At 58.8% G+C, this 26,763-nt stretch carries 36 protein-coding genes; 15 read left to right on the plus strand and 21 right to left on the minus strand.

From position 1 onward, the window contains the following. Nucleotides 1-99 precede the first annotated feature (99 nt). A complete protein-coding gene (locus BXY66_RS00280) occupies nt 100-915 on the plus strand; it encodes a glycoside hydrolase family 25 protein (protein ID WP_132858193.1) in 816 nt (271 codons plus the stop codon). A 113-nt stretch (nt 916-1,028) separates the two neighbouring features. Then, nucleotides 1,029-2,126, plus strand: coding sequence for an SEL1-like repeat protein (locus BXY66_RS00285; protein WP_132858194.1), 1,098 nt, complete (start codon nt 1,029-1,031; stop codon nt 2,124-2,126). Between the two features lie 74 nt (nt 2,127-2,200). Here the strand turns inward: BXY66_RS00285 and trmD are convergent, their stop codons facing one another. The 12 genes from trmD to BXY66_RS00345 form a co-directional block, all read right to left on the minus strand. After that, entirely contained in the window at nt 2,201-3,022 is an 822-nt protein-coding gene (gene trmD / locus BXY66_RS00290) for a tRNA (guanosine(37)-N1)-methyltransferase TrmD (RefSeq protein WP_132858195.1), read from the minus strand. Further along, nucleotides 2,997-3,821, minus strand: a complete 825-nt coding sequence (locus tag BXY66_RS00295; protein WP_132858196.1) for a hypothetical protein — start codon at nt 3,819-3,821, stop codon at nt 2,997-2,999. The genes trmD and BXY66_RS00295 overlap by 26 nt, the downstream gene beginning before the upstream one ends. Before the next feature lie 17 nt (nt 3,822-3,838). Then, nucleotides 3,839-4,633: a hypothetical protein gene (locus tag BXY66_RS00300; RefSeq protein ID WP_132858197.1), complete on the minus strand. Its 795-nt coding sequence runs from the start codon at nt 4,631-4,633 to the stop codon at nt 3,839-3,841. Between the two features lie 96 nt (nt 4,634-4,729). Then, on the minus strand, nt 4,730-5,245 hold the full coding sequence (gene rimM, locus BXY66_RS00305; protein WP_132858198.1) for a ribosome maturation factor RimM: 516 nt from the start codon (nt 5,243-5,245) through the stop codon (nt 4,730-4,732). Between the two features lie 129 nt (nt 5,246-5,374). Next, complete coding sequence (bluB, locus tag BXY66_RS00310; RefSeq protein ID WP_132858199.1) at nt 5,375-6,004, minus strand: 5,6-dimethylbenzimidazole synthase; 630 nt, start codon at nt 6,002-6,004, stop codon at nt 5,375-5,377. Nucleotides 6,005-6,021: 17 nt separating this feature from the next. Continuing rightward, complete coding sequence (gene rpsP, locus BXY66_RS00315) at nt 6,022-6,405, minus strand: 30S ribosomal protein S16 (protein ID WP_132858200.1); 384 nt, start codon at nt 6,403-6,405, stop codon at nt 6,022-6,024. Between the two features lie 105 nt (nt 6,406-6,510). Continuing rightward, nucleotides 6,511-6,807 (minus strand): chorismate mutase, encoded by a 297-nt coding sequence (locus tag BXY66_RS00320; protein WP_243694257.1) that lies wholly within the window; start codon nt 6,805-6,807, stop codon nt 6,511-6,513. Next, a complete protein-coding gene (locus BXY66_RS00325) occupies nt 6,800-7,405 on the minus strand; it encodes a GNAT family N-acetyltransferase (RefSeq protein ID WP_132858202.1) in 606 nt (201 codons plus the stop codon). The genes BXY66_RS00320 and BXY66_RS00325 overlap by 8 nt, the downstream gene beginning before the upstream one ends. Continuing rightward, nucleotides 7,402-7,929: a GNAT family N-acetyltransferase gene (locus BXY66_RS00330; RefSeq protein ID WP_132858203.1), complete on the minus strand. Its 528-nt coding sequence runs from the start codon at nt 7,927-7,929 to the stop codon at nt 7,402-7,404. The genes BXY66_RS00325 and BXY66_RS00330 overlap by 4 nt, the downstream gene beginning before the upstream one ends. After that, nucleotides 7,926-8,459, minus strand: coding sequence for a GNAT family N-acetyltransferase (locus BXY66_RS00335; RefSeq protein WP_341785781.1), 534 nt, complete (start codon nt 8,457-8,459; stop codon nt 7,926-7,928). Before BXY66_RS00335 ends, BXY66_RS00330 begins: the two co-directional genes overlap by 4 nt. Before the next feature lie 3 nt (nt 8,460-8,462). Then, nucleotides 8,463-9,986 carry a signal recognition particle protein gene (gene ffh, locus BXY66_RS00340; RefSeq protein WP_132858204.1) on the minus strand — a complete coding sequence of 508 codons (1,524 nt, stop codon included), beginning with the start codon at nt 9,984-9,986 and terminating at the stop codon, nt 8,463-8,465. 337 nt (nt 9,987-10,323) lie between these two features. Further along, nucleotides 10,324-10,770, minus strand: coding sequence for a hypothetical protein (locus BXY66_RS00345; protein ID WP_132858205.1), 447 nt, complete (start codon nt 10,768-10,770; stop codon nt 10,324-10,326). A gap of 170 nt (nt 10,771-10,940) precedes the next feature. On the opposite strand from BXY66_RS00345, the gene BXY66_RS00350 reads away from it, so the two are divergent. Together BXY66_RS00350 and BXY66_RS00355 are read left to right on the plus strand one after the other, a co-directional pair. Next, nucleotides 10,941-11,474 carry a prolyl-tRNA synthetase associated domain-containing protein gene (locus tag BXY66_RS00350; RefSeq protein WP_132858206.1) on the plus strand — a complete coding sequence of 178 codons (534 nt, stop codon included), beginning with the start codon at nt 10,941-10,943 and terminating at the stop codon, nt 11,472-11,474. A 13-nt stretch (nt 11,475-11,487) separates the two neighbouring features. Continuing rightward, on the plus strand, nt 11,488-11,955 hold the full coding sequence (locus tag BXY66_RS00355; protein ID WP_132858207.1) for a YbaK/EbsC family protein: 468 nt from the start codon (nt 11,488-11,490) through the stop codon (nt 11,953-11,955). 94 nt (nt 11,956-12,049) lie between these two features. Here BXY66_RS00355 and BXY66_RS00360 read toward each other — a convergent pair whose 3' ends face one another. Beyond that, complete coding sequence (locus BXY66_RS00360) at nt 12,050-12,592, minus strand: FMN-dependent NADH-azoreductase (RefSeq protein WP_132858208.1); 543 nt, start codon at nt 12,590-12,592, stop codon at nt 12,050-12,052. A gap of 127 nt (nt 12,593-12,719) precedes the next feature. On the opposite strand from BXY66_RS00360, the gene BXY66_RS00365 reads away from it, so the two are divergent. Both BXY66_RS00365 and BXY66_RS00370 read left to right on the plus strand, forming a co-directional pair. Next, nucleotides 12,720-13,601 (plus strand): LysR family transcriptional regulator, encoded by an 882-nt coding sequence (locus tag BXY66_RS00365; protein ID WP_132858209.1) that lies wholly within the window; start codon nt 12,720-12,722, stop codon nt 13,599-13,601. Further along, nucleotides 13,598-14,479, plus strand: coding sequence for a DMT family transporter (locus tag BXY66_RS00370; protein WP_132858210.1), 882 nt, complete (start codon nt 13,598-13,600; stop codon nt 14,477-14,479). Before BXY66_RS00365 ends, BXY66_RS00370 begins: the two co-directional genes overlap by 4 nt. 21 nt (nt 14,480-14,500) lie before the next feature. On the opposite strand, the gene BXY66_RS00375 is transcribed toward BXY66_RS00370, so the two are convergent. Then, a complete protein-coding gene (locus BXY66_RS00375) occupies nt 14,501-14,899 on the minus strand; it encodes an ArsR/SmtB family transcription factor (RefSeq protein ID WP_243694258.1) in 399 nt (132 codons plus the stop codon). Nucleotides 14,900-15,136: 237 nt separating this feature from the next. Between BXY66_RS00375 and BXY66_RS00380 the strand changes: the two genes are divergently transcribed. From BXY66_RS00380 to BXY66_RS00405, 6 genes are all read left to right on the plus strand, one after another. Further along, a complete protein-coding gene (locus tag BXY66_RS00380; protein WP_132858211.1) occupies nt 15,137-15,466 on the plus strand; it encodes an AtpZ/AtpI family protein in 330 nt (109 codons plus the stop codon). A 2-nt stretch (nt 15,467-15,468) separates the two neighbouring features. Then, entirely contained in the window at nt 15,469-16,227 is a 759-nt protein-coding gene (locus BXY66_RS00385) for a F0F1 ATP synthase subunit A (RefSeq protein WP_132858212.1), read from the plus strand. 52 nt (nt 16,228-16,279) lie between these two features. After that, nucleotides 16,280-16,504 (plus strand): F0F1 ATP synthase subunit C, encoded by a 225-nt coding sequence (locus BXY66_RS00390; RefSeq protein ID WP_022572950.1) that lies wholly within the window; start codon nt 16,280-16,282, stop codon nt 16,502-16,504. A gap of 85 nt (nt 16,505-16,589) precedes the next feature. Next, nucleotides 16,590-17,132 carry a F0F1 ATP synthase subunit B' gene (locus BXY66_RS00395; RefSeq protein WP_132858213.1) on the plus strand — a complete coding sequence of 181 codons (543 nt, stop codon included), beginning with the start codon at nt 16,590-16,592 and terminating at the stop codon, nt 17,130-17,132. A gap of 5 nt (nt 17,133-17,137) precedes the next feature. Then, on the plus strand, nt 17,138-17,698 hold the full coding sequence (locus BXY66_RS00400; RefSeq protein WP_132858214.1) for a F0F1 ATP synthase subunit B: 561 nt from the start codon (nt 17,138-17,140) through the stop codon (nt 17,696-17,698). A gap of 126 nt (nt 17,699-17,824) precedes the next feature. After that, complete coding sequence (locus BXY66_RS00405; RefSeq protein ID WP_132858215.1) at nt 17,825-18,220, plus strand: hypothetical protein; 396 nt, start codon at nt 17,825-17,827, stop codon at nt 18,218-18,220. A gap of 6 nt (nt 18,221-18,226) precedes the next feature. Here BXY66_RS00405 and BXY66_RS00410 read toward each other — a convergent pair whose 3' ends face one another. Then, nucleotides 18,227-18,865, minus strand: coding sequence for a ribonuclease T2 family protein (locus tag BXY66_RS00410; protein WP_132858216.1), 639 nt, complete (start codon nt 18,863-18,865; stop codon nt 18,227-18,229). A 154-nt stretch (nt 18,866-19,019) separates the two neighbouring features. Here BXY66_RS00410 and BXY66_RS00415 point away from each other — a divergent pair, with 154 nt between their 5' ends. After that, nucleotides 19,020-19,775, plus strand: a complete 756-nt coding sequence (locus BXY66_RS00415; RefSeq protein ID WP_132858217.1) for a DUF1013 domain-containing protein — start codon at nt 19,020-19,022, stop codon at nt 19,773-19,775. A 67-nt stretch (nt 19,776-19,842) separates the two neighbouring features. Here BXY66_RS00415 and BXY66_RS00420 read toward each other — a convergent pair whose 3' ends face one another. The 5 genes from BXY66_RS00420 to BXY66_RS00440 all read right to left on the minus strand — a co-directional run bounded on the left by BXY66_RS00420 (nt 19,843) and on the right by BXY66_RS00440 (nt 24,320). Further along, nucleotides 19,843-20,442, minus strand: coding sequence for an exonuclease domain-containing protein (locus BXY66_RS00420; RefSeq protein ID WP_132858218.1), 600 nt, complete (start codon nt 20,440-20,442; stop codon nt 19,843-19,845). A 58-nt stretch (nt 20,443-20,500) separates the two neighbouring features. Beyond that, complete coding sequence (recR, locus tag BXY66_RS00425) at nt 20,501-21,091, minus strand: recombination mediator RecR (protein WP_132858219.1); 591 nt, start codon at nt 21,089-21,091, stop codon at nt 20,501-20,503. Nucleotides 21,092-21,160: 69 nt separating this feature from the next. Beyond that, nucleotides 21,161-21,505, minus strand: a complete 345-nt coding sequence (locus tag BXY66_RS00430) for a YbaB/EbfC family nucleoid-associated protein (RefSeq protein ID WP_132860284.1) — start codon at nt 21,503-21,505, stop codon at nt 21,161-21,163. A gap of 64 nt (nt 21,506-21,569) precedes the next feature. Then, nucleotides 21,570-22,415: a PhzF family phenazine biosynthesis protein gene (locus tag BXY66_RS00435; protein ID WP_132858220.1), complete on the minus strand. Its 846-nt coding sequence runs from the start codon at nt 22,413-22,415 to the stop codon at nt 21,570-21,572. Nucleotides 22,416-22,559: 144 nt separating this feature from the next. Beyond that, a complete protein-coding gene (locus tag BXY66_RS00440; protein ID WP_132858221.1) occupies nt 22,560-24,320 on the minus strand; it encodes a DNA polymerase III subunit gamma/tau in 1,761 nt (586 codons plus the stop codon). A 164-nt stretch (nt 24,321-24,484) separates the two neighbouring features. On the opposite strand from BXY66_RS00440, the gene BXY66_RS00445 reads away from it, so the two are divergent. After that, nucleotides 24,485-24,949, plus strand: coding sequence for a protein-tyrosine phosphatase family protein (locus BXY66_RS00445; RefSeq protein WP_132858222.1), 465 nt, complete (start codon nt 24,485-24,487; stop codon nt 24,947-24,949). A gap of 333 nt (nt 24,950-25,282) precedes the next feature. Here BXY66_RS00445 and BXY66_RS00450 read toward each other — a convergent pair whose 3' ends face one another. After that, nucleotides 25,283-25,810, minus strand: coding sequence for a c-type cytochrome (locus BXY66_RS00450; RefSeq protein ID WP_132858223.1), 528 nt, complete (start codon nt 25,808-25,810; stop codon nt 25,283-25,285). Nucleotides 25,811-25,920: 110 nt separating this feature from the next. Here BXY66_RS00450 and BXY66_RS00455 point away from each other — a divergent pair, with 110 nt between their 5' ends. Continuing rightward, the gene (locus BXY66_RS00455; RefSeq protein WP_132858224.1) at nt 25,921-26,760 is read left to right on the plus strand and encodes a prephenate dehydratase; all 840 of its coding nucleotides are present in this window, start codon (nt 25,921-25,923) and stop codon (nt 26,758-26,760) included. The last annotated feature ends 3 nt before the right edge of the window (nt 26,761-26,763 follow it).

The following is a 26,763-nucleotide window of genomic DNA, read 5'->3' on the forward strand; positions in this document are numbered from 1 at the left end:
TGCACGGACATTTGACTAGGCTCGGAATATTGTGCCGCGTAGTCTTGTGACAACGGCTGCAAAACGGGCCGGCGAAACATGTTGGGTGAGGTGCGGGTGATGCGGGTTTTTCCTTTGGTTCTGGCGTTGGCAGGAATTCTTGTTGCATGCAGCCGCCCGCAGGTGGAGCCGGTGACGGTGGCAGACCAACAAGCGGCACAGTTGCAGGCAGAAGTCTCGCGCCTCGTGACCTATCCCAAGTTCGGCGATTTCGACCCCTACGATTGGGGAAACAGAAAGCCCCAGAGTTATCCTATCCATGGCATCGACGCTTCTCGCTGGCAGAGTACAATCGATTGGGAAAAAGCGCGCAAAGCCGGTGTGAGCTTTGCCTTCTTCAAAGCGACGGAAGGCGGCGACCTGGCTGACCCGCGGTTTGCGGAACATCGCCGTGGCGCGCAGGCGGCCGGCGTGCCCTGGGGCGCGTATCACTACTATTACTTCTGCCGGTCCGCGGAAGAGCAGGCGCGCTGGTTCATCCGGAATGTGCCGCGCGGAGCGGACTTGCCACACGTGCTCGATATGGAATGGACGCCCCGTTCCAAGACGTGCACGAAACGGCCAAGCGGGGCCAAAGTGCGATCCGAGGCGCGCAAGTTTCTGGCCATCCTTCAAGCGCACTATGACCGTCGGCCCATCATCTATACGACGGTCGATTTTTATCAGGACACCGGTATTGGAGACATCGGCGGTACCGAATTTTGGCTGCGGTCGGTGGCGGGTCACCCCAGTGAAGTTTATCCGGGTGGGCGTTGGACCTTTTGGCAGTATACGGGCACCGGTGAGGTGCCGGGCGTAGACGGGGAAGTGGACATCAACGTGTTTCGCGGCAGTCCGGAAGCCTGGGTTCGTTGGCGCGACCGGCTCGGCACCTGACGATCACAAAGGCGACAAGCGCTATCCTTTTGAGTGTCGCAACATACTTTTCGGAGCGCGGAATTAGGTCGGCCACTGTTTAGCTTGAGGGCATCCCACTACTGGAGGTTCTCATGTTTCGGTTATTATCAGTGAGCGCAAAGTGTATGGCGCTTGTCATGTGGCTTGAACCGGCGGCTGCGGCAACGGAGTCAGTCGAAGAGCTGACACCCAAACAACGTTACACAACTGCGGAAAACCTGCGGAAATCCGCGGATCCGGATGCTGCGTTCCTGACCATGTCGGCATTGGCGCAGGAAGGGTATAGCCCGGCTCAGGAAAAGCTTGGTTACTATCTTTCCAGAGGCGTCGGCACGGCGGTTGATATGGAGGCCGCCGCGCGCTGGTATGAGGCCGCAATCGCTGCAGGTCGGGACAGGGCGCGGGTTGGATACGCCAAGCTGTTGGTTTCGGAAGGCAGGACAGGCGACGCGGTGGCTCAGCTTGAAGCCGCGATGGCGCGGGACGTAGACGCAGCAGCGCCGACGTGGGCTGAGTATCACTATTTTCAAAAATTCGGAGAGGCCTCGGATGTGGAGGCAGGTCGGGCCGGTCTTCTTGAGGCCGCTCAAGCCGGTCATGTGCGATCGATGGGGATCGTGTTTCAGGGTTTGAAGTCCGGAGACGTCTTTGAAGCGGATGCGAATGTGATCGAGGCAAATCTACTCGCTGTCGCACGCGATCCGGAAAACAGGGATGGCGGGCGCGCGGCGGAGGCATTGGTGAAAGGATTGCGTGGCAATGCGGACATGATGCCGGAGCGGGAGGAATTGCTTTCCCATCCGCTTCTGCGCGGCAAGGTGCGCGGAGAGGAAACACTCTGGCTCGCGTCAGAGAAGCACAAGGGTCGCGCGTTCTGGACCGCCGCGGACGAGATCGTTGCTAACGCGTCAGATGAAGACTTCGCACGTGTGCTGTACCTGGTGTCTCGCGTGGACAAAAACGCCTATGTTTATGTCCTCCAGCGGGAATTGACGGAACGTGGGTATGCGACGGGACGCCGCTCGGGGCTCCTGACCGCCCGCACCTTGAATTCGATCACCCGTTTCTGTGCTGCACAGGAGATCACGCGGACCTGCCGCTTTGGACCGATGCGCAGTTACGTCATCAAGGAAATTACCAAGGAATTGGCGCGTGTGGGTTCTGGGGAACAACGCGCCGATCGCCCCTGAGTTTGTCCCCAACTCAGGGCCTCCGCGCCCCGATCCAGTGGGAGGATCGGGGCGCGGCTTTTGATTGCGGTTGCTTACTTCTTTTTGGCTTCGTGGGCGGCCCACATATCGGGTCGCCGGTCCCGAGTGAGGGCTTCGGACATTTCGCGGCGCCACTTTTCAACGTTGCCGTGATGGCCTGACATCAGAACGTCAGGAATGGAGCGGCCCTTCCATTCTGCCGGGCGGGTGTATTGCGGATGCTCCAAGAGGCCGGCCGAGTGGCTTTCGTCAACGGTGCTTTCCTCGTTGCCCAGCACGTCGGGAAGCAGGCGGACCGTGGCATCGATCATGGCTTGCGCTGCGATTTCGCCCCCCGTGAGAACGAAATCTCCAAGGCTGACTTCCATGATGTTGTAGTGGTCCAGCACCCGTTGGTCGACGCCTTCGAAGCGACCGCAAAGCATGGTGATGCCGTCTGCCTTGGACCATGCCCTTGCCATGCGCTGGTCAAAACGACGGCCGCGAGGAGAAAGATATACGAGAGGCCAGTTGCCGCGTGCGCCAGCCATGGCGGTTTCAATAGCGTTGCCAAGCACGTCCGGTCTCAGGACCATACCTGCGCCGCCGCCCGCGGGCGTGTCGTCCACGTTGCGGTGCTTGGTGACGCCGAAATCCCGCAGGTTGGTGGTGTGCAGCTGCCATTTTCCGTCCCTGAGCGCACGCCCTGTCAGGCTTTCGCCCAGTACACCGGGGAAAGCATCGGGAAAGAGCGTGATGATCTGCGCTGTCCAGACACCCGCGAGGCGGGGATTGGTGTCCATCAACTCGCGAGGTTTCAGCGACGCAGTTATCGAGATGCGTCCGTGAGAGCGGGATTTTTCGGTTTTGTCACTCACCTCGCTGGCTCCTTTCATGGGCGGCCATCAACGCATCCTTGGCAGCGTTGCGGGCCTCCCTGTCGCTGATTTTGCGGTTGAGGTCCAGTAGTTCATCCAGAAGGGGCTGTGGTAGTCGGGTGTTCTGCGGAGTTGCTGGCGTAAGCGAGTCGCGCACTTTCGGTGGTACTTCGGCCAGATCGAGTAGAGGCGCCGCGAGTCCCAAGGGCAGGCTCTGCCAATGTTCCAGCGCGAGGGGGATGACGGGGGCTGGAGCGATGCTTTCGGCCAATTCCTCCAGCACGGGGCGTTGATCGGCCACGGGGCCTACTTGTGTCCTGAACTGGTCCACATCCATGGTGATCCCCGAAGATTTGACGTGCTCCCAATAGGCGCTTTCGATCCACGCATCGGGCTGGCGCGTGGTCATCACGATGCGAATATCCGCCTCCTGATCGGTTTTCTCGAAGCGACGGCGGGCAGAAGCGACAATCTCGCTGAGGATCGGTACGGCGGTGCGGTAGTCGGGTACGTCAGGCCGCCCTGGCAAGTGGCCGGCCAACTGTTCTGCGGAAAGGATAAGTGCCCGGCTTTTGAATGTCGGCTGAGCGGCCCAGTATTCGTCGGCGCGCACGGATACCTTTCCAAGTGTGAGCGGATCGCGCCAAGTGGAATAGCCGCACGTCGCATGGACCAAAGGGCGGATTTTCCACTTGAAGTGGATATTGCAGTGGCGCTTTAGGGCGTCGCGGTTTTCGCGCAGGGTGCGTTGAAGCGTGGTTGTGCCGGTTTTGTGAAAACCGGCGTGGATAATCAGGGGGCGGGTTTTGGACGCCATGTCACGCGCCACCCATGTCAGAGATCGCCGGTGAGCCAGATGCGGCGCGCTTCGGATTTGGCCTTGGACACTTCGCTGTCACTCAGATCCGAGCGGTTGGCCAGAAGCATGGCGTCCAGAAGTTCCTCCGGCATTGACACGTTGGCTGGCGGCAGGATGTCCAGATGGCGTCGCGCGCGGCCGGGCATTTCCAGAGCGTCCATAATCGTCGCGAGCGGCCCAATCGGACGCGCGCCTGCCTCTTCGAGAGGGGCGGATACGACCTTGTACGGCCCCACCGTGTCACGCACCCGGTTGATGATGGCATCAAGATCGGCGCTTTCGGCGTATTGGCTGCGGTATTCGCCAAAGGTCATCGTCATCCGAATGGCGCGCAGGTGTTGGGCGTAGCAACTGCGCAGCCAGTCGTCTGAAGTGCGCGTGGAATAGTAGAAAATCAAGTCCGGCCGCTCGGCGAAGGCCGCCTCGGCAGTGTTGGCAATCGCCTTCATCAGCAAGGGCGCCGCATCGTAGCTGGTGAGGCCGCGGCGACCGGGCATATGGCCGGAAAGGTCTTCGGAACTGAGGATCAACGGGCGTGGGTCAGACGTGTCGACTTCTTCGAATACGGCAGCGATTTCGGAAGCAAATTCTGTCAGGTCGGCGGGGTGGCGGCTGACGGAGTATGCACGGGCGGCTTCGCAGGCGCCAATCATACCGGGCTTGGTCAGGAAGCGGATATGCCGTTCCAGACGGGCGCGGTTATGCACCAGCATTTTCTGGACGCTGGTTGTGCCGGTCTTGTGAAAGCCGCTGTGTACGAGAATCTTCATAAACACAGGCTCCTGTACGTGGCGGCACAATTGGCCGATGTCCCAAGCAGAGCAAGCGCAGCTTGTTTCAAATGCATCCGAAAAGACGGTGCCATCCTAGAAGAGCCCCTCTGGCGGGTCGGCTATGATGCGACCGGCAGAAATGTCGACGGTGGGCACGGCTGCGCGGGTGAAAGGCAGCAAAACGGTGGCCTTCAGTGCCGGACCCTGAACCTCTAGCAAGTCGCTTGCGCCGTGATTTTGCACGGATTTTACGGTGCCAAGGACCGTACCTCCGGTGTCGCGGACCTCAAGCCCAACAAGATCTGTGTAGTAGAACTCGTCTTCTTCGGTATCTGGCAGACGGTCGCGTGGCACATAAAGTTGCACGCCTTTCAGGGCGTCGGCCTGTTCTTTTGTTGCGATACCCGACAGATGGACAGCAAGGCCGTTTTTTACAGCCCTCGTGATAGTCACCTCAAATTCCATAGCGCCATCGCCGGTAACAAGTGGGCCATAGTCGGCAATGGCCTGAGCATCTGCGGTAAAGGATTTCAGCCGCACCTCGCCGCGCACGCCATAGGCGCCTCCGATGGCGCCGACGCAGATCATCTCGGGATCGCTGGTTGTCATGGGTTTGGCCCCTTTTGGTCTTGGGTTCTGTTTTGACGGATTGGGGGGCGTGGTGCAAGGGAGAGGCATTGGGCCAGTCTGCAAAACGTCTGCAACGCGTCGGTGTGGCGTCGGGGTCGCTGGAGGGCTCTAACGGTTTTGGACGGGCAGGTCTACGTCGCGCTCTTCCCAGCCGACTTTGGCAAGTTCGGGAGTGTCCGATAGCGTCTCGGGCCAGCCCACGCAGAGATATGCGACGAGAGACCATTCAGATGGCACGTCCAGATCGTTGTTGAGCTGAACGGGATCAAGGATCGAGACCCAACCGACCCCGAGACCGTGGGCGCGTGCCGTGAGCCAGAACTGGGTAATCGCACCGACGACTGAATACCGGCGCATCTCAGGCATCGTTGCGGCGCCCAGTCCGGCGCCCTTTGGAGTGGAGTCGTCGCAGTAAACCGCCAGTTGCTCCGGCGCTTCCCGCATGCCGGAAAGTTTCAGACGCGCGTAAAGTGCGGCGCGATCGTCGGAGTAGCTTGCAAGGGCTTCGGCGTTGGCGGTCTCGTAATTTCTGAGTGCGGCGGCGCGGGCAGCCTCGGATCTAACGCGTACAACGCGCCAAGGTTCCGACAAGCCCACAGAAGGGGCTAAGAGAAATGAGGAGAGGCACTCCGTCAGGAGCGCCTCGTCCACTGGATCGGTGCGGAAGCGACGCACGTCGCGCCGCCACTGCATGAGCCGAGTCAGATCGGACCGGAAATCCTGAGAAAAATCGCTCATTCCGGCACCCGTCCAACTTATTCTTCTGCGGCTGCTTCTTCTTCAGCAGGTGCTTCGGCAGCTTCTGCCGCTTTGGCTGCTTTTTCTTCAGCGCGGTCTTTGGCTTTCTGGCCGGGTTCGGCTTTCTTCGGGTTGTTGCGCTCTTTCTTTTCCAGAGTGCCGGCTGCTTCGAGGAAACGAGCCACACGGTCAGACGGCTGTGCGCCTTGGTCCAGCCAGTACTGAACGCGTTCCATGTTCAGTTTTACGCGCTCTTCGCTGTCTTTGGGCAGCAGCGGGTTGTAGGTGCCCAGTTTCTCGATGAAACGGCCGTCACGCGGCATGCGCGAGTCAGCTGCAACGACGCGGTAGAAGGGGCGCTTTTTGGAACCGCCGCGGGCGAGACGAATTTTCATAGCCATGGGTTTATCTCCTATAATGGCGTGTGCACCGGGGTGCTTTTGGTATGTGCACCAGCACGGTGCGGGTTGGTGTCGAAGAGCAGGGTCAATCTGCCCAACGGTTAGTTATTCCTGATGCTTCTTGTGGTGCTGAATGACCTCAGCAATGATGAAGTTCAGGAAATTCTTGGCGAATTCAGGGTCCAGGTCGGCCTTCTTCGCAAGATCTTCAAGACGTGCAATCTGTTTCGCTTCGCGATCCGGATCGGACGGGGGAAGGTCGTGTTCGGCTTTCAGTTTCCCGACAGCCTGTGTTGCTTTGAACCGCTCGCCCAACGTGTAGACGAGGATTGCGTCGAGGCGGTCGATGCTTTCGCGGTAACCTTTGAGCAATTCGGCGGCGCGTTGGGTGTGGTCAGTCAAGAGCGTAGCCTTTCGGTTTGAACATCGGGTCGGCGTAATGGCTGATTTCCATTTCGATGGCATCGCCAAGTTGCGTCGTGCGCAAAGTGTCAGCGGACGGGTGGCGATAAACAACGTCATGGCCATCCACGGAGGGTGCCTCTTTGTCCTTTACGGCGCCAAGGCGTTCGGCAAGGCGGATGGAGTCGAGGTTTTTGGGGTCGATGTAGGACACGGCGCTGTCCCAGCCCAACTCGTTGTAAAAATAGCGGCGTGCGGCGTGGGTCGCCTCGAGTGCGTATCCGTGGCCGGCTTTTTCAGGCCAGATGATCCAAGCGATTTCGCGCTCTGGCCATTTCGCCGGCATCCAGCCGCCAGCCATGCCGAGCGTTTCATCGGTATCCTTGTCGTGGATCATCCACATGCCGTAGCCGCGGATGTCCCAGTGGCCGATTTCAGCCGCATATAGCATCCATGTTTCATAGGCATTCAGCGGACCGCCCATGAAGCGGGAACGGTAGGAGGCGAAGGTGGCCTTGAAATTCGGATAGTCCTCTGGCTCCGGTCCACGCAAGACAAGGCGTTTGGTTTCCAGAACGGGGATCACGACGTTGCTCATGCCGCCACCTCTGTCACCGGATGGCGGTAGACATGACAGGCGTGGCCCATCACTTCGCCGTCGCGTTCGAAGGTCGCGCCAAGGCGTTTGGCAAGCGCAACGGAGCGGGTGTTTTTCGGGTCGATATAGCTGATCGGCGCGGGGATGGCGAAGTTGTGGGCGGCATAGGTGCGTGCGGCGAGGGCGGCCTCGTAGGCGATGCCTTTGCCTTCGAAGCCTTCGTACAGGTGCCAACCAATTTCAGGTTCGTCCCAGCCTTCGTGATGAATAATGCCGACTCCGCCAGCCTGTGTGCCGGTGGCTTTCTCTTCAATCATCCAGAAGCCATAGCCGCGCACGGCCCAGTGGCCGAGGATGCCGATGATGACACGCCAGCATTCGTGGCGCGTCTCTTTGGGGCCGCCGACCCAGTGGCTGCGCTCCGTCTGGTTGAAAGCATACACGGCATCAAGATCGCTTTCGCGGAAGCCGCGCAGGATCAGGCGGTCGGTTTCAACAGTTGGGATGTTCAGCGAGAGACTCATGCGTAGGCCTCCGGGCTGCCGTCGCTGTCGGACGGGAAGTGGCGGTAGACCAGATCGTTTGGGCTGGGGCGGTTTGCGTTCTCATCGCGCTCGGCGCCAAGTTTTTCGGCGAGACGGATCGAGGGCGCGTTCGGCGGGTCGATGTAGCTGACCAGCGTGGTCATGCCTTGGGTTTCAAACGCCCAGTTGCGCGCCGCAGTGGCCGCTTCCAGCGCGTAACCCTGCCCCTGTGCTTCGGGGAAGAAGCACCATCCGAGTTCAGGTTCCGCAAAACGGGGCGGTTTGTTGATCCCGACTTGTCCGATCAGGGCACCGGTTGCGGTTAGGTCAACCGCCCAGCTGCCATAGCCCAGCCATTGCCAGCTTGTGACTTCGGCACCCAGCCAGCGCCAGAGTTCATCGCTGGAAATCGGGCCGCCCATGTATTGCGCCCAATCCGTCGCGAAATGCTTCGCCATCGGCTCGAAATCTTCGAGCACGTGATGGCGCAGCGTCAGGCGCGGGGTCGATATGGTGGGCGCGACGATCACGGGTTACTTTTTCTTGCCAAATCCGGACAGGCCGGAAGGCAGGCCCATGCCGCCGCCCAGACCGGGAAGTCCGCCGGGAAGACCGCCTTTGCCACCCATGGCTTTGGCTGCGGCTTCCAGCTGTTTGGGATCCATCTGGGTGGGGTCCATGTTGGCGAGATCAGCGCCGCCTTTGCCGCCCATGGCTTTCATAGCCTGCTTGAGCATGCCGCCTTTGCCCATCTTGCCCATCTTCTTCATCATGTCGCCCATCTGGCGCTGCATCTTGAGAAGCTTGTTGAGGTCGGACACTTCCATGCCGGAGCCTTTGGCGATGCGTTTTTTGCGCGACGCCTGCAGGATCTGCGGGTTTGCCCGCTCCATCTTGGTCATGGACTCGATCATGGCGATCTGGCGTTTGATCATTTTGTCGTCAAAGCCTGCGTCCTGCACGCCTTTGGCCATCTTGGCCATGCCGGGCATCATGCCCATCAGGCCTTCCATGCCCCCCATCTTCTGCATCTGCTCGAGTTGGGATTTCATGTCGTTCATGTTGAAGCGGCCCTTGATAAAGCGCTTCATCATTTTCTCGGCCTGTTCGGCCTCGATGGTTTCCTGAGCTTTTTCGACGAGGGCAACGATGTCACCCATGCCCAGAATGCGACCTGCGATCCGGTCGGGGTCGAACGTTTCGAGCGCGTCCATCTTTTCGCCCAGGCCGACAAATTTGATCGGCTTGCCGGTTACGGCGCGCATGGACAGGGCTGCACCGCCGCGGCCATCACCGTCCATACGGGTCAGGACGACACCGGAGATGCCGATCTTGCCGTCAAATTCCTCGGCAACCTCAACCGCGACCTGACCGGTCAGCCCGTCGACCACAAGAAGGGTCTCGCGCGGGTTGACGGCATCACGGACGTCTTCGACCTCTTTCATGAGGACTTCGTCAATTTGCAGTCGGCCTGCGGTGTCGAGCATGTAAACGTCGTAGCCGCCCAGAGTCGCCTGCTGCTTGGCGCGCTTGGCAATCTGAACAGCGGACTCGCCAGCAACGATCGGAAGGGTGTCTACACCGATCTGAGTGCCCAGCACCTGCAGCTGTTGCATCGCGGCCGGACGGTAGATGTCGAGCGAGGCCATCAGCACCCGCTTGCCTTCTTTTTCAGTCAGGCGTTTGGCCAGCTTACCTGTGGTGGTGGTTTTACCGGAGCCTTGAAGACCGACCATCAGGATGGGCGCAGGCGGGTTGTCGATCTTGAGGGTACCGAGGTCAGCTTCGTCGCCGCCCGCCAAAACCGATTTCAACTCGTCATGGACGATTTTGACGACCTGCTGGCCCGGCGTGACGGATTTGGTGACGGCTTGTCCGGTGGCTTTTTCCTGTACCGCTTTCACAAAGTCACGCGCGACAGGCAGCGAGACGTCGGCTTCTAGCAAGGCCACGCGCACTTCGCGCAGAGCGGTTTTGACGTCGTCCTCGGAAAGGGCACCTTGTTTGGTGAGGCGATCAAAGACGCCGGAAAGGCGTTCGCTTAGATTTTCAAACATCGCTTTTCGGCTCCTTAGCACCGTTTCAAACTTAGGTCCGAAGATAGGCACGGACCGCCCAAACGCCAATGTCCCCCGTGGGCGAAACTCGCTGACGGGGGGCGATCCCGGCACATAGGCCATGGGACCGGAAGCTTGACAGACTCCCGGAGTGTTGGCGGGCGTTTACGCCTGTGGGGCAGTAGAGTCAACAGTCGGGCGACTTTGGCAGGGACGTCAGCCCGACCGACTATTCACGGATTTGGGAGCCAGCCAGCCCTTTCCCCGAGCTTTTGGCCCGGGAGGTGGCTGCCGCGAACGCCAAACGCAAGGTGCCGCGGCAAGACCGGAGGGCCGTCTAGCGGCTGGCGTCCCATGTGGACGCGTGCTCCGGGGTGACCAGATCCTGATTAAGGCTTGCGCGGCAAACGCCGGTACTTGCGTGATCCACAATGCCCTTGATGATATTGATCGAGCCGGCGCGGATGCGCAGTGTGGACGAGTTGTCCACCTTGATCGAGACCGTTCCGGTGGCGGAAATATTCTTGATGTCGATCGTGCTGCTGGTGTTGGTGCTTATGACCGCATCCACACAAGTCAGGTTGTCGATCACAAGCGTGCTGCCAAACACGAAATCGCCATTACAGGTCAGGTAGGCGGTACCTGTGCAAACGATATTGGCGAAAGTGGCGGTGCTGCTGTTTTCAACAATGATGTTGGCATTGTGACAGTTGACGGTATTGCCATCGTGGTATGTCGTAGAGCCGGAAATTGTCTTTGAATAATCGGGATAGTCTGCAGTCATGCGAAGTCTCCTCAAATATACCTTATGCGAGCATACTTGGGTGATTCCTTCAATTATTAAGTGTATTTGATTTCTCCCGCACTGCGCTGGACAGACCTCGAGGGGAAACAGAATTGCGGAACGTCACCACTTGGGGCATGACCATTGGGCAGCGTTGAGAAGGAAATGTCATGGACGCATCTTCAACATATCAGGACAGTTTGCCGGTCAGTTCGGATGCCTTGTTGGCAAAACTGGAAGACTGGGGTTTGGATTTCGTCCTTTACGAACATGTGCCGCTGCGAACGGTCGAAGATGCAAAGTCGGTGGAAGCCGCAATGATTGTCGAAGGCGAAAAGGCATTTCGCGTGAAGAATCTCTATCTGCGGGACAAGAAAAAACGCAATTATCTGGTCACACTGGAGCAGGACCGGGAGATCGATCTGAAGGCGCTGGGCACGCAGCTGGAAGTCGGGAACCTGTCGTTCGGTTCGGCAGACAGGTTGATGCAGAATCTTGGAATCCGCCCCGGAGCGGTGACGCCTTTGGCAATGATCAACGGTGTCGAGAACGGCGTGCGTTTCTTCATTGACAGCGCTGTGCGCCATGCCGATCGCATTTACATGCATCCGTTGGTCAATGACCGCACGATCGCCATGGACGTGAGCGCTCTCTGGCAGGTTTTCGACCGGTTGGGCGTGCAGGTGGAAACGCTGGATTTCTAAACAGGGAATAGACATGTCCAAAAGCGTTGCGCGGGTTGAGGCGGCCTTGGCCGAATTGGGTTTGATCGCGGAGGTGTTGCGGATGCCGGAGACCACCCGAAGTGCGGCAGATGCCGCAAGGGCCTGCGGCTGTGACGTCAGCCAGATCGTGAAGTCATTGGTATTTGAGGGGGCTGATACGGGTGAGCTCAAGCTGGTTTTGCTTGGCGGCCACCACGAGTTGGACATGGCGCAGGCGGAAGGAATTTTCGGTGAAGGCTTGAAGCGGGCGGACCCGAAGCGTGTTCGCAACGAGACAGGGTTTGCGATCGGTGGGGTCGCGCCGCTGGGACACATCGCGCCCATGGATACGTGGATGGACGAAAGCCTTCTGGCCCATGACAAAGTCTGGGCTGCGGCGGGAGCGCCAAATGCGGTTTTTTGCGTGGATCCGGCGCAGTTGGCAGAGTTGCCCAACGTGCGCCGGTTCTTGCAGGCGTAGCTTTCGCCCTTTTCCGTGAGTGCGGATTTGACTTGGAGGCGGCCCGACGGCCGCCTTCCGGTTTTTTAGGGGAGCGTGGACGGGGCTTTGCTCGTCAGGCCGCCCGGGCCTCGATTGCGTTGCCGTCTTTGTCCAGAATGGTCACGTCGGTGATGCCGACAAAACCAAGGACAAAGCGCAGGTAGTTGGAGGCGAAGTCGTAATCCGAGCCCAGAGGCGTACCGCCGGTGGCGATGGTGATGATGGCTTTCTTGCCTTCCAGCAGGCCCTTGGGGCCGTTTTCGGTGTAGGCGAAGGTTACGCCGGCGCGGGCAATTTGGTCGATCCAGGCCTTGAGCACAGCGGGAATTGCGAAGTTGTACATGGCCGTGCCGATGACGATTGTGTCGGCGGCCTGAAGTTCGGCGACGAGTTCGTCGGATACCGCCAATGCCGCTTTCTGTGCCTCGGTCCGGTTCTCTTCGGGCGTGAAGGTGGCGCTCGTGAAGGTTTCATCGAGGAACGGCAGGCCCTCTGTCAGATCACGACGGATGACGGTGTCGGCGTTTTGCGACGCGACCAGTTCGGACGATTTGGCGCGGGATGCGCTGTCGGCGAAACGGGCTGAGGCGTCGATGTGAAGGACGGTGCTGGACATATCTGAGTTCCTTGTTGCGAGTAGACGATGTTGAAGGCAGATTTAGCCATTGCAAAATTTCACACAACTGCACAGAGTGCGCATGAAGTGTTGAAAAATGCACCATAAGGCGAGCGAAGGACGAGACATGGACAACTGGGATGAAATACGCACAGCGTATCAGGTGGCACGGCTTGGGACTGTCAGTGGCGCGGCAGATGTGCTTGGCGTGCACCATGCAACGGTGATCCGACACATCGACTCGCTGGAGAGCAAGCTGGGTTTGAAGCTCTTTCAACGTCACGCGCGCGGATACACAGCAACCGAAGCCGGACAGGACCTGATGCGGGTTGCGCAGGCGACGGATGACCAGTTCGGTCAGCTCGAAGGCCGAATGAAAGGACGTGGCGAGGACGTATCGGGCGAACTGGTGGTCACATCTCTGGGTGGTTTCGCTCCCCTTTTGGCCCCTGTTCTGGCCGACTTTCAGGCGGCCCACCCCGACTTGCTTGTGCGCTTTCTGACGGGGGACCGCGTATTCCGGCTGGAATATGGCGAAGCCCATGTGGCCGTGCGCGCAGGACAAGGCGAAGAGCAACCTGATAATGTCGTGCAGGAACTGGCGCGCTTGCCTTCGGCCCTATATGCGTCAGACGCCTACATCGCACGCTGGGGCATGCCCAAGGGTGAAGCCGATCTGCTGAACCACAGGTTTGTCGGTCATGACAACGAGGACAGCCGTGCACCTTTTTATCAGTGGCTGAAGGATGCGTTGCCGCGGGCAAATGTGACGTTCCGATCAACGTCTGACCGTGGGATTTCCGCAGCAGTTCGGTCTGGAGCAGGGCTCGGTTTTCTGGCGCAATGGGCAGCGAAGGACGATCCCTGTCTGCATCAGGTGTTGCCACCACGTCCCGAATGGGAGGTGCCGATCCGTTTGGTGACCCATGTCGACCTGCACCGTACCACCAAAGTGCAGACATTCCTGACGTTCTTGAAGGAGCAGGCCAAAGACTGGACTGCCTCATGACAGGAGCCGCCAAGGGGCATCTGGCGATGCTCGCGTTTTCCGCACTTGTGGCGGGCTCTTTTTCGCTTGGCGGTATGGTGGCAAATGAGGTTGCCCCTGCAGCATTGAACGCGGTGCGTTTCCTGATTGCTGGCGCTGTGATTGGCGTGGCCGCGATGGTGACGGGCGGTATTCCCACGAGTGCCCTGCGCGCACCTTGGCGCTATCTGGTACTTGGCGGGCTGTTCGCAATCTACTTTGTACTTATGTTCGAGGGTCTGAAAACGGCTCATCCGGTGAGCACGGCTGCGGTTTTCACTTTGACGCCGTTGATGTCGGCGGGCTTTGGCTGGGTTTTGCTGCGCCAGATCACCACGAAGTGGATGTTTCTGGCGCTCGGGCTTGGTGCTGTCGGCGCGCTTTGGGTGATTTTCCGGGCCGATTGGGCAGCGTTTCTGCGTTTCGAGGTCGGGCAGGGCGAGGTCTATTATTTCTGGGGCTGTGTGGCGCATGCCGCCTACACCCCTATGGTGCGCAAGTTGAATCGTGGTGAACGGCCCGTGGTTTTCACGTTTGGTATGTTGCTCGCGGGGTTGGCGGTTCTGACACTGTGGGGCTGGAGCGACCTTCGCAGCACCAATTGGGCGGAATTGCCGCCTCTGGTTTGGGTAACCGTTGTCTACCTTGCCGTCTTTGCCAGTGCGGCGACTTTTGTTCTGTTGCAGTTTGCGGCGTTGGAACTGCCGAGTTCCAAGGTTATGGCGTATACCTATCTGGTGCCGACATGGGTGATCTGCTGGGAGGTTGCGCTGGGCCACGGGGCACCAACCGGCCTTGTGTTGGTCGGTGTCGCCTTGACGGTCGGCGCTTTGCTGATGTTGCTGAGGGACGAAGGATAGCCGTTTCCCGAGGCTGCGACTTTATTCGGGTGACTTCGCAGCAGTGTCGGGCACTGGCTCGGTAAGCTCCGTTTCCAGAAACCGCTCGAAGGCGTCGAGATTCACGGGCTCGAATTGGCCAAACCCCTGCATCCAGACAGAAGCAGCGCGCAGGGCGTCGGGTTCCAGCTTGCACCATTTCACCCGACCGCGCTTTTCCTGAGAGATCAGACCGGCACCGGCGAGGATAACCAGATGTTTCGATATCGCGGCGAGGGACATGTCAAAGGGCTCGGCCACGTCGGTCACTGCCATGTCGTCCTCAAGCAGCATATTGAGGATTTCGCGGCGCGTTGGGTCCGCGAGGGCCGAGAAGACGGTATCGAGGGCGTTTGATTGGGTCACGTCTTTGGGCGTAGCGAGGTGGGCTCCGGCGGTCAAGCGCAACACCTGTCAGAGGTGCCTACATTTCGAAACTCAACCAATTCGTTGAATATGCGAAATCCGCATGATCGGCCTTTGGAGTGGGGTGTCAGCGCACGTTGCTCTCGATTTCCTTTCCGTAAAACGCTTTTAAAACAGTTGTTTAGATTGAGGCCGTTGCCATGATCATCGCGGTTGACTCATACCCTCGTGCGCAATAGCAATGCGCCAACGTCAGCGGAGGGGTTTTTGCGCGTGACCGAGCCGGATCAAAAGGAGCAGATGCAACGTCTGCACGACCGGATCGAGGCGGCCAAAAGAGCCCAGGACCCGAAACCCCGCGTTGACGAGCACTATTCGGCAGCCAATCTGGCGTGGCGCATGGTGATTGAATTGGTGGCCGGTCTCGGGATCGGCTTTGGCATCGGATACGGGCTCGACGTTCTGTTTGGAACAATCCCGATTTTCATGATGCTGTTTACATTGCTGGGTCTCGCGGCGGGCATCAAAACCATGATGCGGTCAGCCAAAGAGATTGAGGCGGAGAAATTGGCCGAAGAGGCCGAGAAAAACGAGAGGAACTGAACGTGGCAAGCGAAGCACACGGCGCAGAAGAAGGCGGTCTGGTATTCCACCCGATGGATCAGTTCATCATCAAACCTTTGTTTGGTGGCGACACAATCCACTGGTACACCCCAACCAACGCGACCCTTTGGATGGCATTGGCCGTTGTGGCCGTCATTGCAATGATGGTGATCGGCACACGTCGTCGCGCAATCGTGCCGAGCCGCAGCCAGTCGATCGGTGAGCTTGCTTACGGCTTTATCTACAAGATGGTTGAAGACGTGGCCGGCAAGGACGCCGTCAAGTTCTTCCCTTACATCATGACCCTCTTCATGTTCATCGTTTTCGCCAACTTCCTTGGCCTGATCCCGATGTCCTTTACCACCACGAGCCACTTTGCGGTGACTGTCGTGCTTGCTCTGCTGGTGTTCCTGACCGTGACCGTCGTTGGTTTCGTCAAGAACGGTGCCGGCTTCCTTGGCCTCTTCTGGGTTTCCAGCGCGCCGCTCGCGCTGCGTCCGATCCTCGCGGTCATCGAACTGATTTCCTACTTCGTTCGCCCCGTCAGCCACTCTATCCGTCTTGCGGGTAACGTGATGGCAGGCCACGCGGTGATCAAGGTTTTCGCAGGCTTTGCCGCGATTGCAGTGGTTAGCCCCGTGTCGGTACTGGCGATTACGGCCATGTACGGTCTCGAAGTTCTCGTGGCCTTCATCCAGGCTTACGTGTTCACCATTCTGACCTGTGTGTACCTGAAAGATGCCCTGCATCCGTCGCACTAAGGTTCTGAACCCTCATCTATCTATTAACTTCCAATCGTAAGGAGATACACCAATGGAAGGTCAACTCGCACACATCGGCGCAGGTCTCGCAGCTATCGGTTCCGGCGCAGCCGCAATCGGTGTTGGTAACGTTGCAGGCAACTACCTGGCCGGCGCTCTGCGCAACCCGTCCGCAGCTGCTTCGCAGACTGCTACCCTCTTCATCGGCATCGCATTCGCAGAAGCACTGGGCATCTTCTCGTTCCTGGTCGCTCTGCTGCTGATGTTCGCCGTCTAATCCACGCGGAACCATCCTTACGTGCGGGTGCGGGCGCCGCGTAGCGCCCCACCCGTAATCTAACGGAAGTTCCCAGGAGGACGTTATGGCGAGTACAACAACTGACGCCGCAAGCCACGCCGCAGAGGCCGCCTCTGCACCAGGCATGCCGCAGCTCGATTTCTCGAACTGGGGCAACCAGATTTTCTGGCTTCTGATCACGCTGGTCGTGATCTATTTCGTCCTGTCGCGCATTGCGCTGCCGCGGATTGCCGCGGTTCTGGCCGAGCGCCAGGGGACCATTACGAATGACATCGCCGCAGCTGAAGAGCTGAAGGCGAAAGCTGTGGAAGCGGAAGAAGCCTACAACAAGGCTCTGGCCGATGCCCGTGCGGAAGCGCAGCGCATCATTGCCGAGACCAAGGCTGAGATCCAGGCAGAGCTGGACGACGCAACCGCAAAGGCAGACGCGGAGATTTCCGCCAAGGCCGCCGAGTCGGAGAAGGCAATCGCCGAGATCCGTGCAGGCGCTCTGGAAAGCATCCAGGAAGTTGCCGACGCAACCGCAAACGAGGTTGTGGCAGCATTGGGTGGCAAAGCTGATGCCGACGCCGTGACCAAAGCGGTCGCAGACCGGATGAAAGGGTAAGATTGATGCGCACAACATTCGCAACCGTCGCCACCCTGATGCTGGCAAGCCCGGCCTTCGCGGCAAGCGGCCCGTTCTTCTCTCTGAAGAACACCGACTTCATCGTGACGCTCGGCTTCATCGTCTTCATCGCCGTGCTGTTCTATTTCAAAGTGCCCTCCCTTTTGGGTGGCATGTTGGACAAGCGCGCCGACGACATCAAATCCGAGCTCGATGAAGCCCGTGCCCTGCGTGAAGAAGCCCAGACCGTTCTGGCTTCTTACGAGCGCAAGCAGCAGGAAGTTCAAGAGCAGGCAGCACGCATCGTGGCTCAGGCCAAGGACGAAGCCCAAAAGGCGGCCGTTCAGGCAAAAGCCGATCTGGAGAAGTCCATCGAGCGCCGTCTCGCAGCCGCGACTGACCAGATTGCTTCGGCCGAGGCTTCTGCCGTCAAAGAGGTACGCGATCAAGCTGTTGTGGTGGCGATCGCCGCTGCTGAGGACGTGATTGCCAAGCAGATGTCTGCGGCTGATGCCAACAAGCTGATCGAAGCGGGCATTGCCGAGGTCGATGCCAAGCTACACTAAGCTGGCAAACCGTTGAAATTGCGCGAAGCCCGGTCCATCTGGATCGGGCTTTTTGCATTTTTGCCGTGATGTGGCCGCAAAGCTGTGTTTATCTGTGTCGCAACAAGAAGTTGAGGAGACGCAGGGATGAAGAAGCTATTGATCGCAGGAGCGTGTCTGGCTGCTCTGAGTGCGTGTTCGCTGGATATGCAGCGCGTTCGCACGGAGCCGGTAACGCCAACGTCTCAGGAGGTATTCTGGGCCAAGAACAGGCTGGCGGAGCAAACCAGCAACCCTGGATTTGCACAATTCCCCGAATTCACGGCCTATGCTCTCAGCAATGGTGACCGTCTGTACTGCGGAACAATGACGCGCGGTTCAAACAGCGGCGCCCGCACAGAGCCGATCCCGTTCTATTTGCGGGCCAGAGGCGATAGCGTCATGGCGCTGAACTGGGTCAGCACGAGTTCGGATTTTTCCAGCAGCAAGTGCCGTGAAGCCGCTAGTGGAAAGTTGCGGATCAACAAGATCTCAGACGAATAACCGGACTTATCGTACGGGGTCGAAGCGGGCATCACCCAAAGTGCAATCGCGGGCTACGTCCCGCCCGCAAGGCACCGGTGTCAGATCCCGTGACAAACAAATCCTTGCTTCCTGAATGAATCCGTCGCGACAGGTGATGGTCAGCATGTCAGCTTCCAGTTGCGGGTTTTCCTTCAGGAATGCCTCCTCCACCACGGATGCTGGCAGGCGGACCGATTGGTCCAGTTTGCGAAAGACAGCGGGCCTGTTCACGCGTCCGTAGGCCTCTCTTGAAAGCGAATAGTAATCTTCAGCGGACAGGCCGCTGCAGGTGCCGTGCTTTTTCCATTGGTGCCATGCCAGCCCCGACGTTCCCATAATGTCGGCCATGCTATTGGTGAGGTTCCGGGGCGGGTTGCGATGCGATGTGCGGCAATAGTCCGGCCAGCCCCGATGGTATTGAGGCCAGAGCCCGTGCAGGATCCACCCGTGATCCTCGTCGTAGTCACATTGCGGAGAGTTCTTGGCGTCGCCTTCGATGGCGCACCAATTCGGGGACCAGCTAAGCGCCATCACGTAGTAGTCAAATTCTCCTGCTACGTCGTCTTCTGCAACTGCCTGAGTTACAGTTAGGGCGGCGAGGGCGAGGCTCAACAATAGGCGCATTGGGTCTTTCCTTTTTGACTTGGGGGCACTATATCGGCCTCAAGTTCCCCGACAACGGAAACCCGCACCAGAAGATCGGTGCCGTCTGACGGAAAGTCAGGCGACGGGAAATCTATATCCGCAGGTTGGGACGATTGACGTAAGGAGACATCATATGGCCAAGCTGCTGCACCCCAAAGCAACCGCCGTCTGGCTGGTGGACAACACGACTATCAGCTTCAAACAGATTGCCGATTTTGTTGGCATGCATGAGCTGGAAATTCAGGGCATTGCCGACGGCGATGTTGCGACTGGCGTCAAGGGTTTCGACCCGATTGCCAACAACCAGTTGGTCCAGGAAGAAATCACGCAGGCCGAAGAGAACCCGCTTTACAAGATGAAGCTGAAGTTCAACGCGGCGGCCACTGGTGAAGAAAAACGTCGCGGTCCGCGGTACACGCCGCTGTCCAAGCGTCAGGACCGTCCGGCCTCGATCCTTTGGTTGGTGAAATTTCACCCCGAACTTTCCGATGGCCAGATTGGCAAGCTGGTGGGCACTACCAAGCCGACCATTCAGGCGATCCGCGAGCGGACCCACTGGAACATTGCCAACATCCAACCCATCGATCCGGTTGCTCTGGGTTTGTGTAAGCAATCCGAACTGGACGCGGCCGTTCAGAAAGCTGCCTCCAAGAAGGCGGCGGATGGCGTGGTGATGTCGGATGACGAGCGTCGCAAGTTGGTGAGCACCGAGACGTCGCTGGAGATGGAAGCGGAACCGAAAATCCCGACGGCGATTGAGGGACTGGAAACCTTCTCTCTCAACGACGAAGACGGTGACGAGGATGAGACCTCGGATGCGGATTTCGCGGATGCGGACAGCTTCTTCAACTTGCCGGGTGGCGACGACGAAGACGAGCAGCCGCGCTAATCGCTGTTGTACAGAGAATAGAAAGGGCCGTCCGGTTGGGCGGCCTTTTTTCGTGCAGAGGCACTCTTTAGATTGGCAAGTCCAGCTGTCGTTTTGTCTTGAGATGGGAAAGACGTACGCCGGTCGTCTCTTCTGCTTTGAGGATCACACAGGCTGCAGCGCGCGCGTCCTCGCCTGCATCGTGGTGATGAAAAGCGAGGTCGAGGTATGTCTTGAGATTGGCCAGACCGTGCCCGCCAGCGCCCTTGAGCGCGGGCCATGCTTGTCGAGCTACCTTGACGCTGTTTGTCCAATGGGACGTCAGCATCGGAAGATCATAGCGAGCGCAAGCGGCAGTCATTGCCTTTTCGTCAAAGGTGCTGTGCTGCACGAGGCTGTGGCTGTTGAGGAGGTCGAAGAGGGCGACATAGACTGTCGGAAAAGTCGGGGCCTCCCGCACCGTTTCAGCGGAAATTCCGTGAAGCTCTGAATTGAACGGTGCAAAGGGTTCTTCGGGGTCAATGAGGACCGAATAGGTCTGCATGGTGCCCGCGTCGCTGACAAAGCAGAGGCCGATCTGACAGATGCTGCCCGCCGATCGGCTGGCGGTTTCGACGTCGAGTGCAATGAACCGGAAAGGCCCTTCAGGGGGCGTTTGAAGATGTCCAAATCGGTTCGATGTGTTCACTACGGCGGCCCCCTACATCCTTTGTTTCCAGTAACACCGTGTTGTGCACGAAGGTGCCTTAGAGCGTTTTTCGGGCGGTCAGCGCGGCGCTGATAGTCCCTTCGTCGAGGTAGTCGAGTTCGCCGCCTACCGGCACGCCTTGCGCCAAGGAGGTCAGGCGCACGCGGTCTTCAAGCTGGTCGGCGATGTAGTGGGCCGTGGTCTGTCCGTCGACTGTGGCGTTGAGCGCCAAAATCACTTCAGAGATATGCTCGGAAGTCACCCGATCCACCAGCTTCGGGATCGAAATGTCCTCCGGACCGACGCCTTCGAGTGCCGACAACGTGCCGCCAAGAACGTGGTAGCGACCTTTGAAAACGCCGGCACGCTCCATGGCCCAGAGATCGGAAACGTCCTCTACAACGCAGAGTTCGCCGGTGGCGCGTTTCTCGCTGGCGCAGATGTCACAGATATCAGATGTGCCGATGTTGCCGCAGTTCAGGCATTCCCGGGCAGTGGCGGCGACGGCCTGCATGGCGTCGGCCAGCGGTGTCAGCAGGAGCCCCCGTTTCCGGATCATATGCAGCACCGCACGCCGCGCAGACCGGGGGCCAAGCCCCGGGAGCTTGGCCATCATTTCGATCAGCGTGTCAATTTCGGAACTGCTCATGGCTTTGCGCCCTTCCAGGGTCTTGTCTCGCCGAACTATAGCGAGAAACGCGGGGGGGCGTGCAAGTGCTTAGAACGGCAGCTTCATGTCTGCGGGAAGTCCAAGCTCGGCGGTAATCTTGCCCATTTCTTCCTGCGCGCGGTCAGAGGCACGGGTCTGGGCGTCCTTGATCGCGGCAAGGATCAGGTCTTCGACGACTTCCTTGTCGTCACCGTTGAAAATCGAAGGATCGATGTCGAGCGCCTTGAGTTCGCCTTTGGCAGACGCCGTGGCCTTGACCAGACCTGCGCCGCTTTCGCCGACGACCATGATGTTGTGCAGATCGTCCTGCAAGTCGGTCATCTTTTGTTGCATGTCTTGGGCTTTTTTCATCATCCCGGCCATGTCGCCGAGGTTGCCGAGGCCTTTGAGCATCTGGGTCTCTCCTGAAAGTGTGTTTGCGTCTAGATACGGCGCGCTGGCCTTGTTTACAAGGTACTCAGAGGTCGAGTGTACCATCGATCAACACATTCACCGCTCCTCCGATCAGGACTTTGCCGGGATAGTTTGGCGACTGCCTGTAAAACACGCGACCCGTGCGTCCGAGATTGGTTCCCTGAGCTGCTACGGCCGCATCGGGAAGACGGTTTGTTTGCAGCAGCCAGCAGGCGATTGCGGCGTTGAGGCTCCCGGTAATCGGATCTTCGACCATGCCGGAGGAGGGCGCAATGTTGCGTGTTTCGAACTGGCATTCAGAACCTTCGGGGTAGGCCCCGAACAGAGCGAGACCCTGATGCTCGGGCCAAACCACGCGGGTCGCGTCAACGGCCAGAACATCGGCGGCAGAATTAAGTTCGAAAAGGTTCCATACCGGACCGTTGTCCAGAACAATCGCGCTTTTGACCATTGACCGGTTTATACCCATGGCTGTGATCAGGCGGGTCTGTTCAGCTTCGGACATGGCCGAGACTTCTGTGGGTGGGGATACAAACGCCGGGGTTGGGCCGGAAAGATCGATATCGACGATGCCAATGGCGCATTCCTGCCGCACCACTTCCGGTTTTTTGGGGACATTGCCAGCGTGAAGCCAGGCCATACAACTCCCGAGAGTGGGGTGTCCGGCAAAATGCATTTCGCGTCGCGTTGTGAAAATTCGGACGCGGTAGTCCGCATCCGGGTCTGTGGGGGGCAAAAGAAAAGTGGTTTCTGCCAGATTGGTCCATGCGGCGAAGGCCTGCATCTGTTCGGTCGTGAGGTCATCTCCGTCCACGACCACAGCAAGCCCGTTGCCAAGCGTGGGGTCTGACGAGAAGACATCGGTCTGAATGAAGCGGCGTATAGGCATGTTTGCGGTTCCGTAGGTTTCGTGCGGCGCCAAATGCGGCGCAGAAACCGTAGGAGAGAAGCGGGAGCCCGCAAAGCCAGAATGCGTACCCGATACAAATGAGGTTATGGGCGTGAGCGGTTTGGTTCCGATCCGCTGTTGAAATCAGTCTTCCTCGAAAGGATCCCACTCGTCTTCGACTTCAGGCAGGGCTTCGGCCATGGCCTCCTGCGTGATTTCCTTGCGTGACTTGATGTCGGTGATCTTGGCCTTGGGAAAGGCGTCGAGGACAGCTTGCACCAACGGGTGGGCTTCGGCTTCGGACCGCATTTCGTTTTCCGCCGCGTTGCGAACTTCGTCCACGGTGGGCGCGCCGCCGTCTGCGACAATGATCACCGCCCATCGGTTTCCGGTCCAACGCTGAAGTTGGCTGCCGAGCCGCTGCGACAGGTCGCGCGGGGCATCGGGTGCGGGTTCGAATTCGATGCGGCCCGGCTGGTAACTGACCAGACGAACGTATTTCTCGACCTGTACCCGTAGAACACCGTCTCGACGGGTGCGGATGAGTTCCAGAACATGCTCCCAAGACGCATAGCGCGCCAGTGCGGTATTATCGGCGACGGCAAGCGCGGTGACGTTGCCACCCTGTGCACCGCCGCCGTTGGGCACTGTGCTGCCCTGATAGCTCTGTGCAGTTGCGCCGCCCTGTCCCATGCCAACGCCGCCACCTGGACCGCCTGAGGGCGGCATCGGGGGGCGTGGGGAGTCTTGCAATTTGCGCACCAGCTCTTCTGGGCTGGGTAGATCAGACACGTGAGTAAGACGGATGATGGCCATTTCAGCGGCCATCATGGCGTTCGGCGCTGTGGCCACTTCGTCGAGGGCCTTGAGAAGCATCTGCCACATGCGGGTCAGGACGCGCATTGGCAACTGTTCCGCCATGGATTGGCCCCGCGCACGTTCGTCCGGTGTCACGGTTGGGTCTTCGGAGGCTTCGGGGGTTACTTTGACGACTGAAATCCAGTGGGTGATTTCCGCAAGATCGCGCAGGACAGCCATCGGATCCGCCCCGTCGGCATATTGCGCTGAAAGTTCGTTGAGGGCCGCCCCAGCATCACCGCGCAGGATCATGTCAAACAGATCGAGCACACGTCCGCGATCGGCAAGTCCGAGCATGGCGCGCACCTGATCGGCGGTGGTTTCTCCGGCACCGTGCGAGATCGCCTGATCAAGCAGGGATGTGGCGTCACGTGCGGATCCTTCGGCCGCACGGGTGATGAGGGCCAATGCGTCATCCGCAATTTCCGCGCCCTCGGCATTGGCAATTCTGCGGAGCAGGCCGATTTGGTCTTCCGGTTCAATGCGGCGCAAGTCAAAGCGTTGGCAGCGTGACAGGACAGTCACGGGAACCTTGCGGATTTCGGTAGTGGCGAAGATGAACTTCACATGTGCAGGCGGCTCCTCAAGCGTCTTTAGCAGCGCGTTGAACGCGCTGTTCGACAGCATGTGGACCTCATCGATGATGTAAATCTTGTAGCGCGCCGAAGCCGCGCGGTAGTGCACCGAGTCGATGATTTCCCGTATGTCATTCACACCGGTACGCGAAGCAGCGTCCATTTCCATGACATCGACGTGCCGGCCTTCCATGATCGCGGTGCAGTGCTCACACACCCCGCAAGGATCGGTGGTCGGACCTCCGCCGCCATCGGGACCGATACAGTTCATGCCTTTGGCGATGATACGGGCCGTCGTTGTTTTGCCAGTGCCTCGGATGCCGGTCATAACAAACGCTTGCGCGATGCGGTCGGCCTCGAAGGCATTTTTCAGGGTGCGCACCATTGCGTCCTGCCCGACAAGGTCGGCGAAGGTTTCTGGGCGATATTTCCGCGCGAGAACCTGATAGCCAGTGTCGGGAGTGTCGTTCATAGTGCAGGCCTGTTTGGTCGGTCTTGTCTCGCGCGCCGGATTCGGCGCGTCGGCGCTCAGGTTATGCGGGGCGGGGCGGCGCGTCCACCGGCAATGCAGGGTTCACCGTCAGGTTCGCGCCGCGCGGCAGATGGTGAATGCGCGGCAGATGGAGGTTTGGATTGATGTCGTTTGAAATCGTGGAGTGGCGGATCGGACCAGGGATAGTGGCCCTGTCACCGATGCCTGTGTCGCTCGAAGATTTCGATAGAGTCGCGGCTTGGGCGCCCAGTGCGGTCGTGAGCGTGACCTCGGAAGCGGAAATGGCCGCCAAAGGGACAGGTATCCAAGGCCGGTTGCAATCCGGACAATGGACGTGGCACCACGCTCCGATCGTTGATTTCGGCGTGCCATCTGCCGAATTCATGAACAACTGGCCTGCGCTTTCAGCCGAACTGCTAGGGCAACTGGAGAAGGGCGGGCGGGTGCTGGTGCATTGCAAGGGCGGGTGCGGTCGTTCAGGAATGCTAGTACTGGCTCTGATGGTGCTTTCCGGCAAAAACGCCACCACTGCATTATCGAATATACGCGCAACACGTCCCTGTGCGGTTGAAACAAATGACCAATTTCAGTGGGCAAGCAACGTTTAAACTTCAATCATTTCAAAAAACGAAGTTTTGGCCGAAATTCCCAATTTCTTGTCCGGTTGTCGTGATGCAATCGCGTCAGGAAATATCATATCAGCTTCATCAGGATGACAGCGGCCTTAGGCAAACGGGCCGATCACCCAGAATGATGACGCGACGCGATGCGTCATTCGACTATGCGCCGGTTCGGACGGTTTTCCCTCCCCTCCCTCCCTCCCACCTTTCGGATCGGCGCATCAGTCCCTGCCTGCCCAAAGCCAGAGATCCTCACGGACCTGAAATGAAAAAAGGCCGTCGCAAAAGCAACGGCCTCTCTCAATTTCGATACTGGCTAACTTATCCGCCGATGGTTTCCAGATAAGCAATCAGGTTGGCGCGGTCGGTCGCCTTTTTCAAACCGGAGAAAGACATCTTGGTGCCCGGCGCATAGCCTCTGGGGTTTGCAAAGAAACCGTCGAGGTTTTCGGGGGTCCATGTGTCTGCCACCGCGATCAGAGCGCCGGAGTAGTTGTAACCAGCGACGCCATCAACTTCGCGGCCAACAATGCCGTAAAGGTGCGGGCCGGTCGCGTTCGCGCCGTCTTCCAGCTTGTGGCAGGCTTTACACTTGCCGAAGACCTTTGCGCCTTTGTCGACATCTGCGGATGCCAGCAGCTCTTCGAGCGACGGACCGGCTTCTGCTTCTTCTGCGGGAGAGTCGCCGCTGTCGACCTCAATCACGTAGGCCTGCTTGGCGTGGTCGTCGCCGTGGCCTTTGGGGCCGGTGTGATAAATACTTTCTGCGGCCCAGGAGCCCAGCAGGAAAATCAGCAGAGCGCCACAGAGTGCGCCCACTACCTTGGTCATTGTCATCGTGTCGAACATGCTACGTTTCCGTCTCGTGGCGTTTGACGCGTATCTATCCGCTTCCCCTTGATGAACGCAAGGTATAGTTACCGCGACGAAACGCCCTTGCGGCGGGAAATGAGGGTGAGATGTCGAGCACGACGAACAAGATCGCATTCCAAGGCGAGTTGGGCGCCTATTCACACGAGGCGTGTCAGCAAGCGCGCCCTGACATGGAAGCCATGTCGTGCCGCACGTTTGAGGAGGTTATCGAAGCCGTCGAGTCGGGTGCCGCCGACCTCGCAATGCTGCCGATCGAGAACTCTACCTATGGTCGGGTTGCCGACATTCACCGCCTGTTGCCGGAAAGCCGGTTGCACATCATCGACGAAGCGTTCGTGCGCGTGCGCATCAGCCTGATGGCGATGCCGGGTGTGACGCTGGACGATGTCAAATCCGTTCGTGCGCACTTGGTTTTGTTGCCACAGTCAGCCCAGTTTCTGCAGAAAAACGGAATCGTTGGTATTTCAGCTGCTGACAGCGCCGGGGCGGCTCGGGAGCTTTCGGAAAGCAAAGTTTTGGATCAGGGTGTGCTCGCGTCTGATCTGGCGGCGGAGATTTATGGTCTCAACGTTCTGGCGACCGACATCGAAGATCACGGTCACAACACCACGCGGTTTGTGATCATGTCGCGTGAACCCGATCTGAGTCGGCGTTCGCATGGAAAGATGATGACCACATTCGTGTTTGAGGTCCGCAACATTCCCGCGGCGCTTTATAAGGCGATGGGCGGTTTCGCGACCAACGGCGTCAACATGACCAAGCTTGAAAGCTATATGGTTGACGGGTCATTCACTGCGACACGTTTTTACGCGGATATTGATGGCCATCCGGATGACGCCAATGTGGCTCTGGCGCTTGATGAACTGCGCTACTTCACCAACCACTTGAAGATTGTGGGGGTTTACCCGACCGCTCAGGATAGATGACCG

The sequence above is a fragment of the Shimia isoporae genome (genome assembly GCF_004346865.1).
Taxonomy (GTDB): Bacteria; Pseudomonadota; Alphaproteobacteria; order Rhodobacterales; family Rhodobacteraceae; genus Shimia; species Shimia isoporae.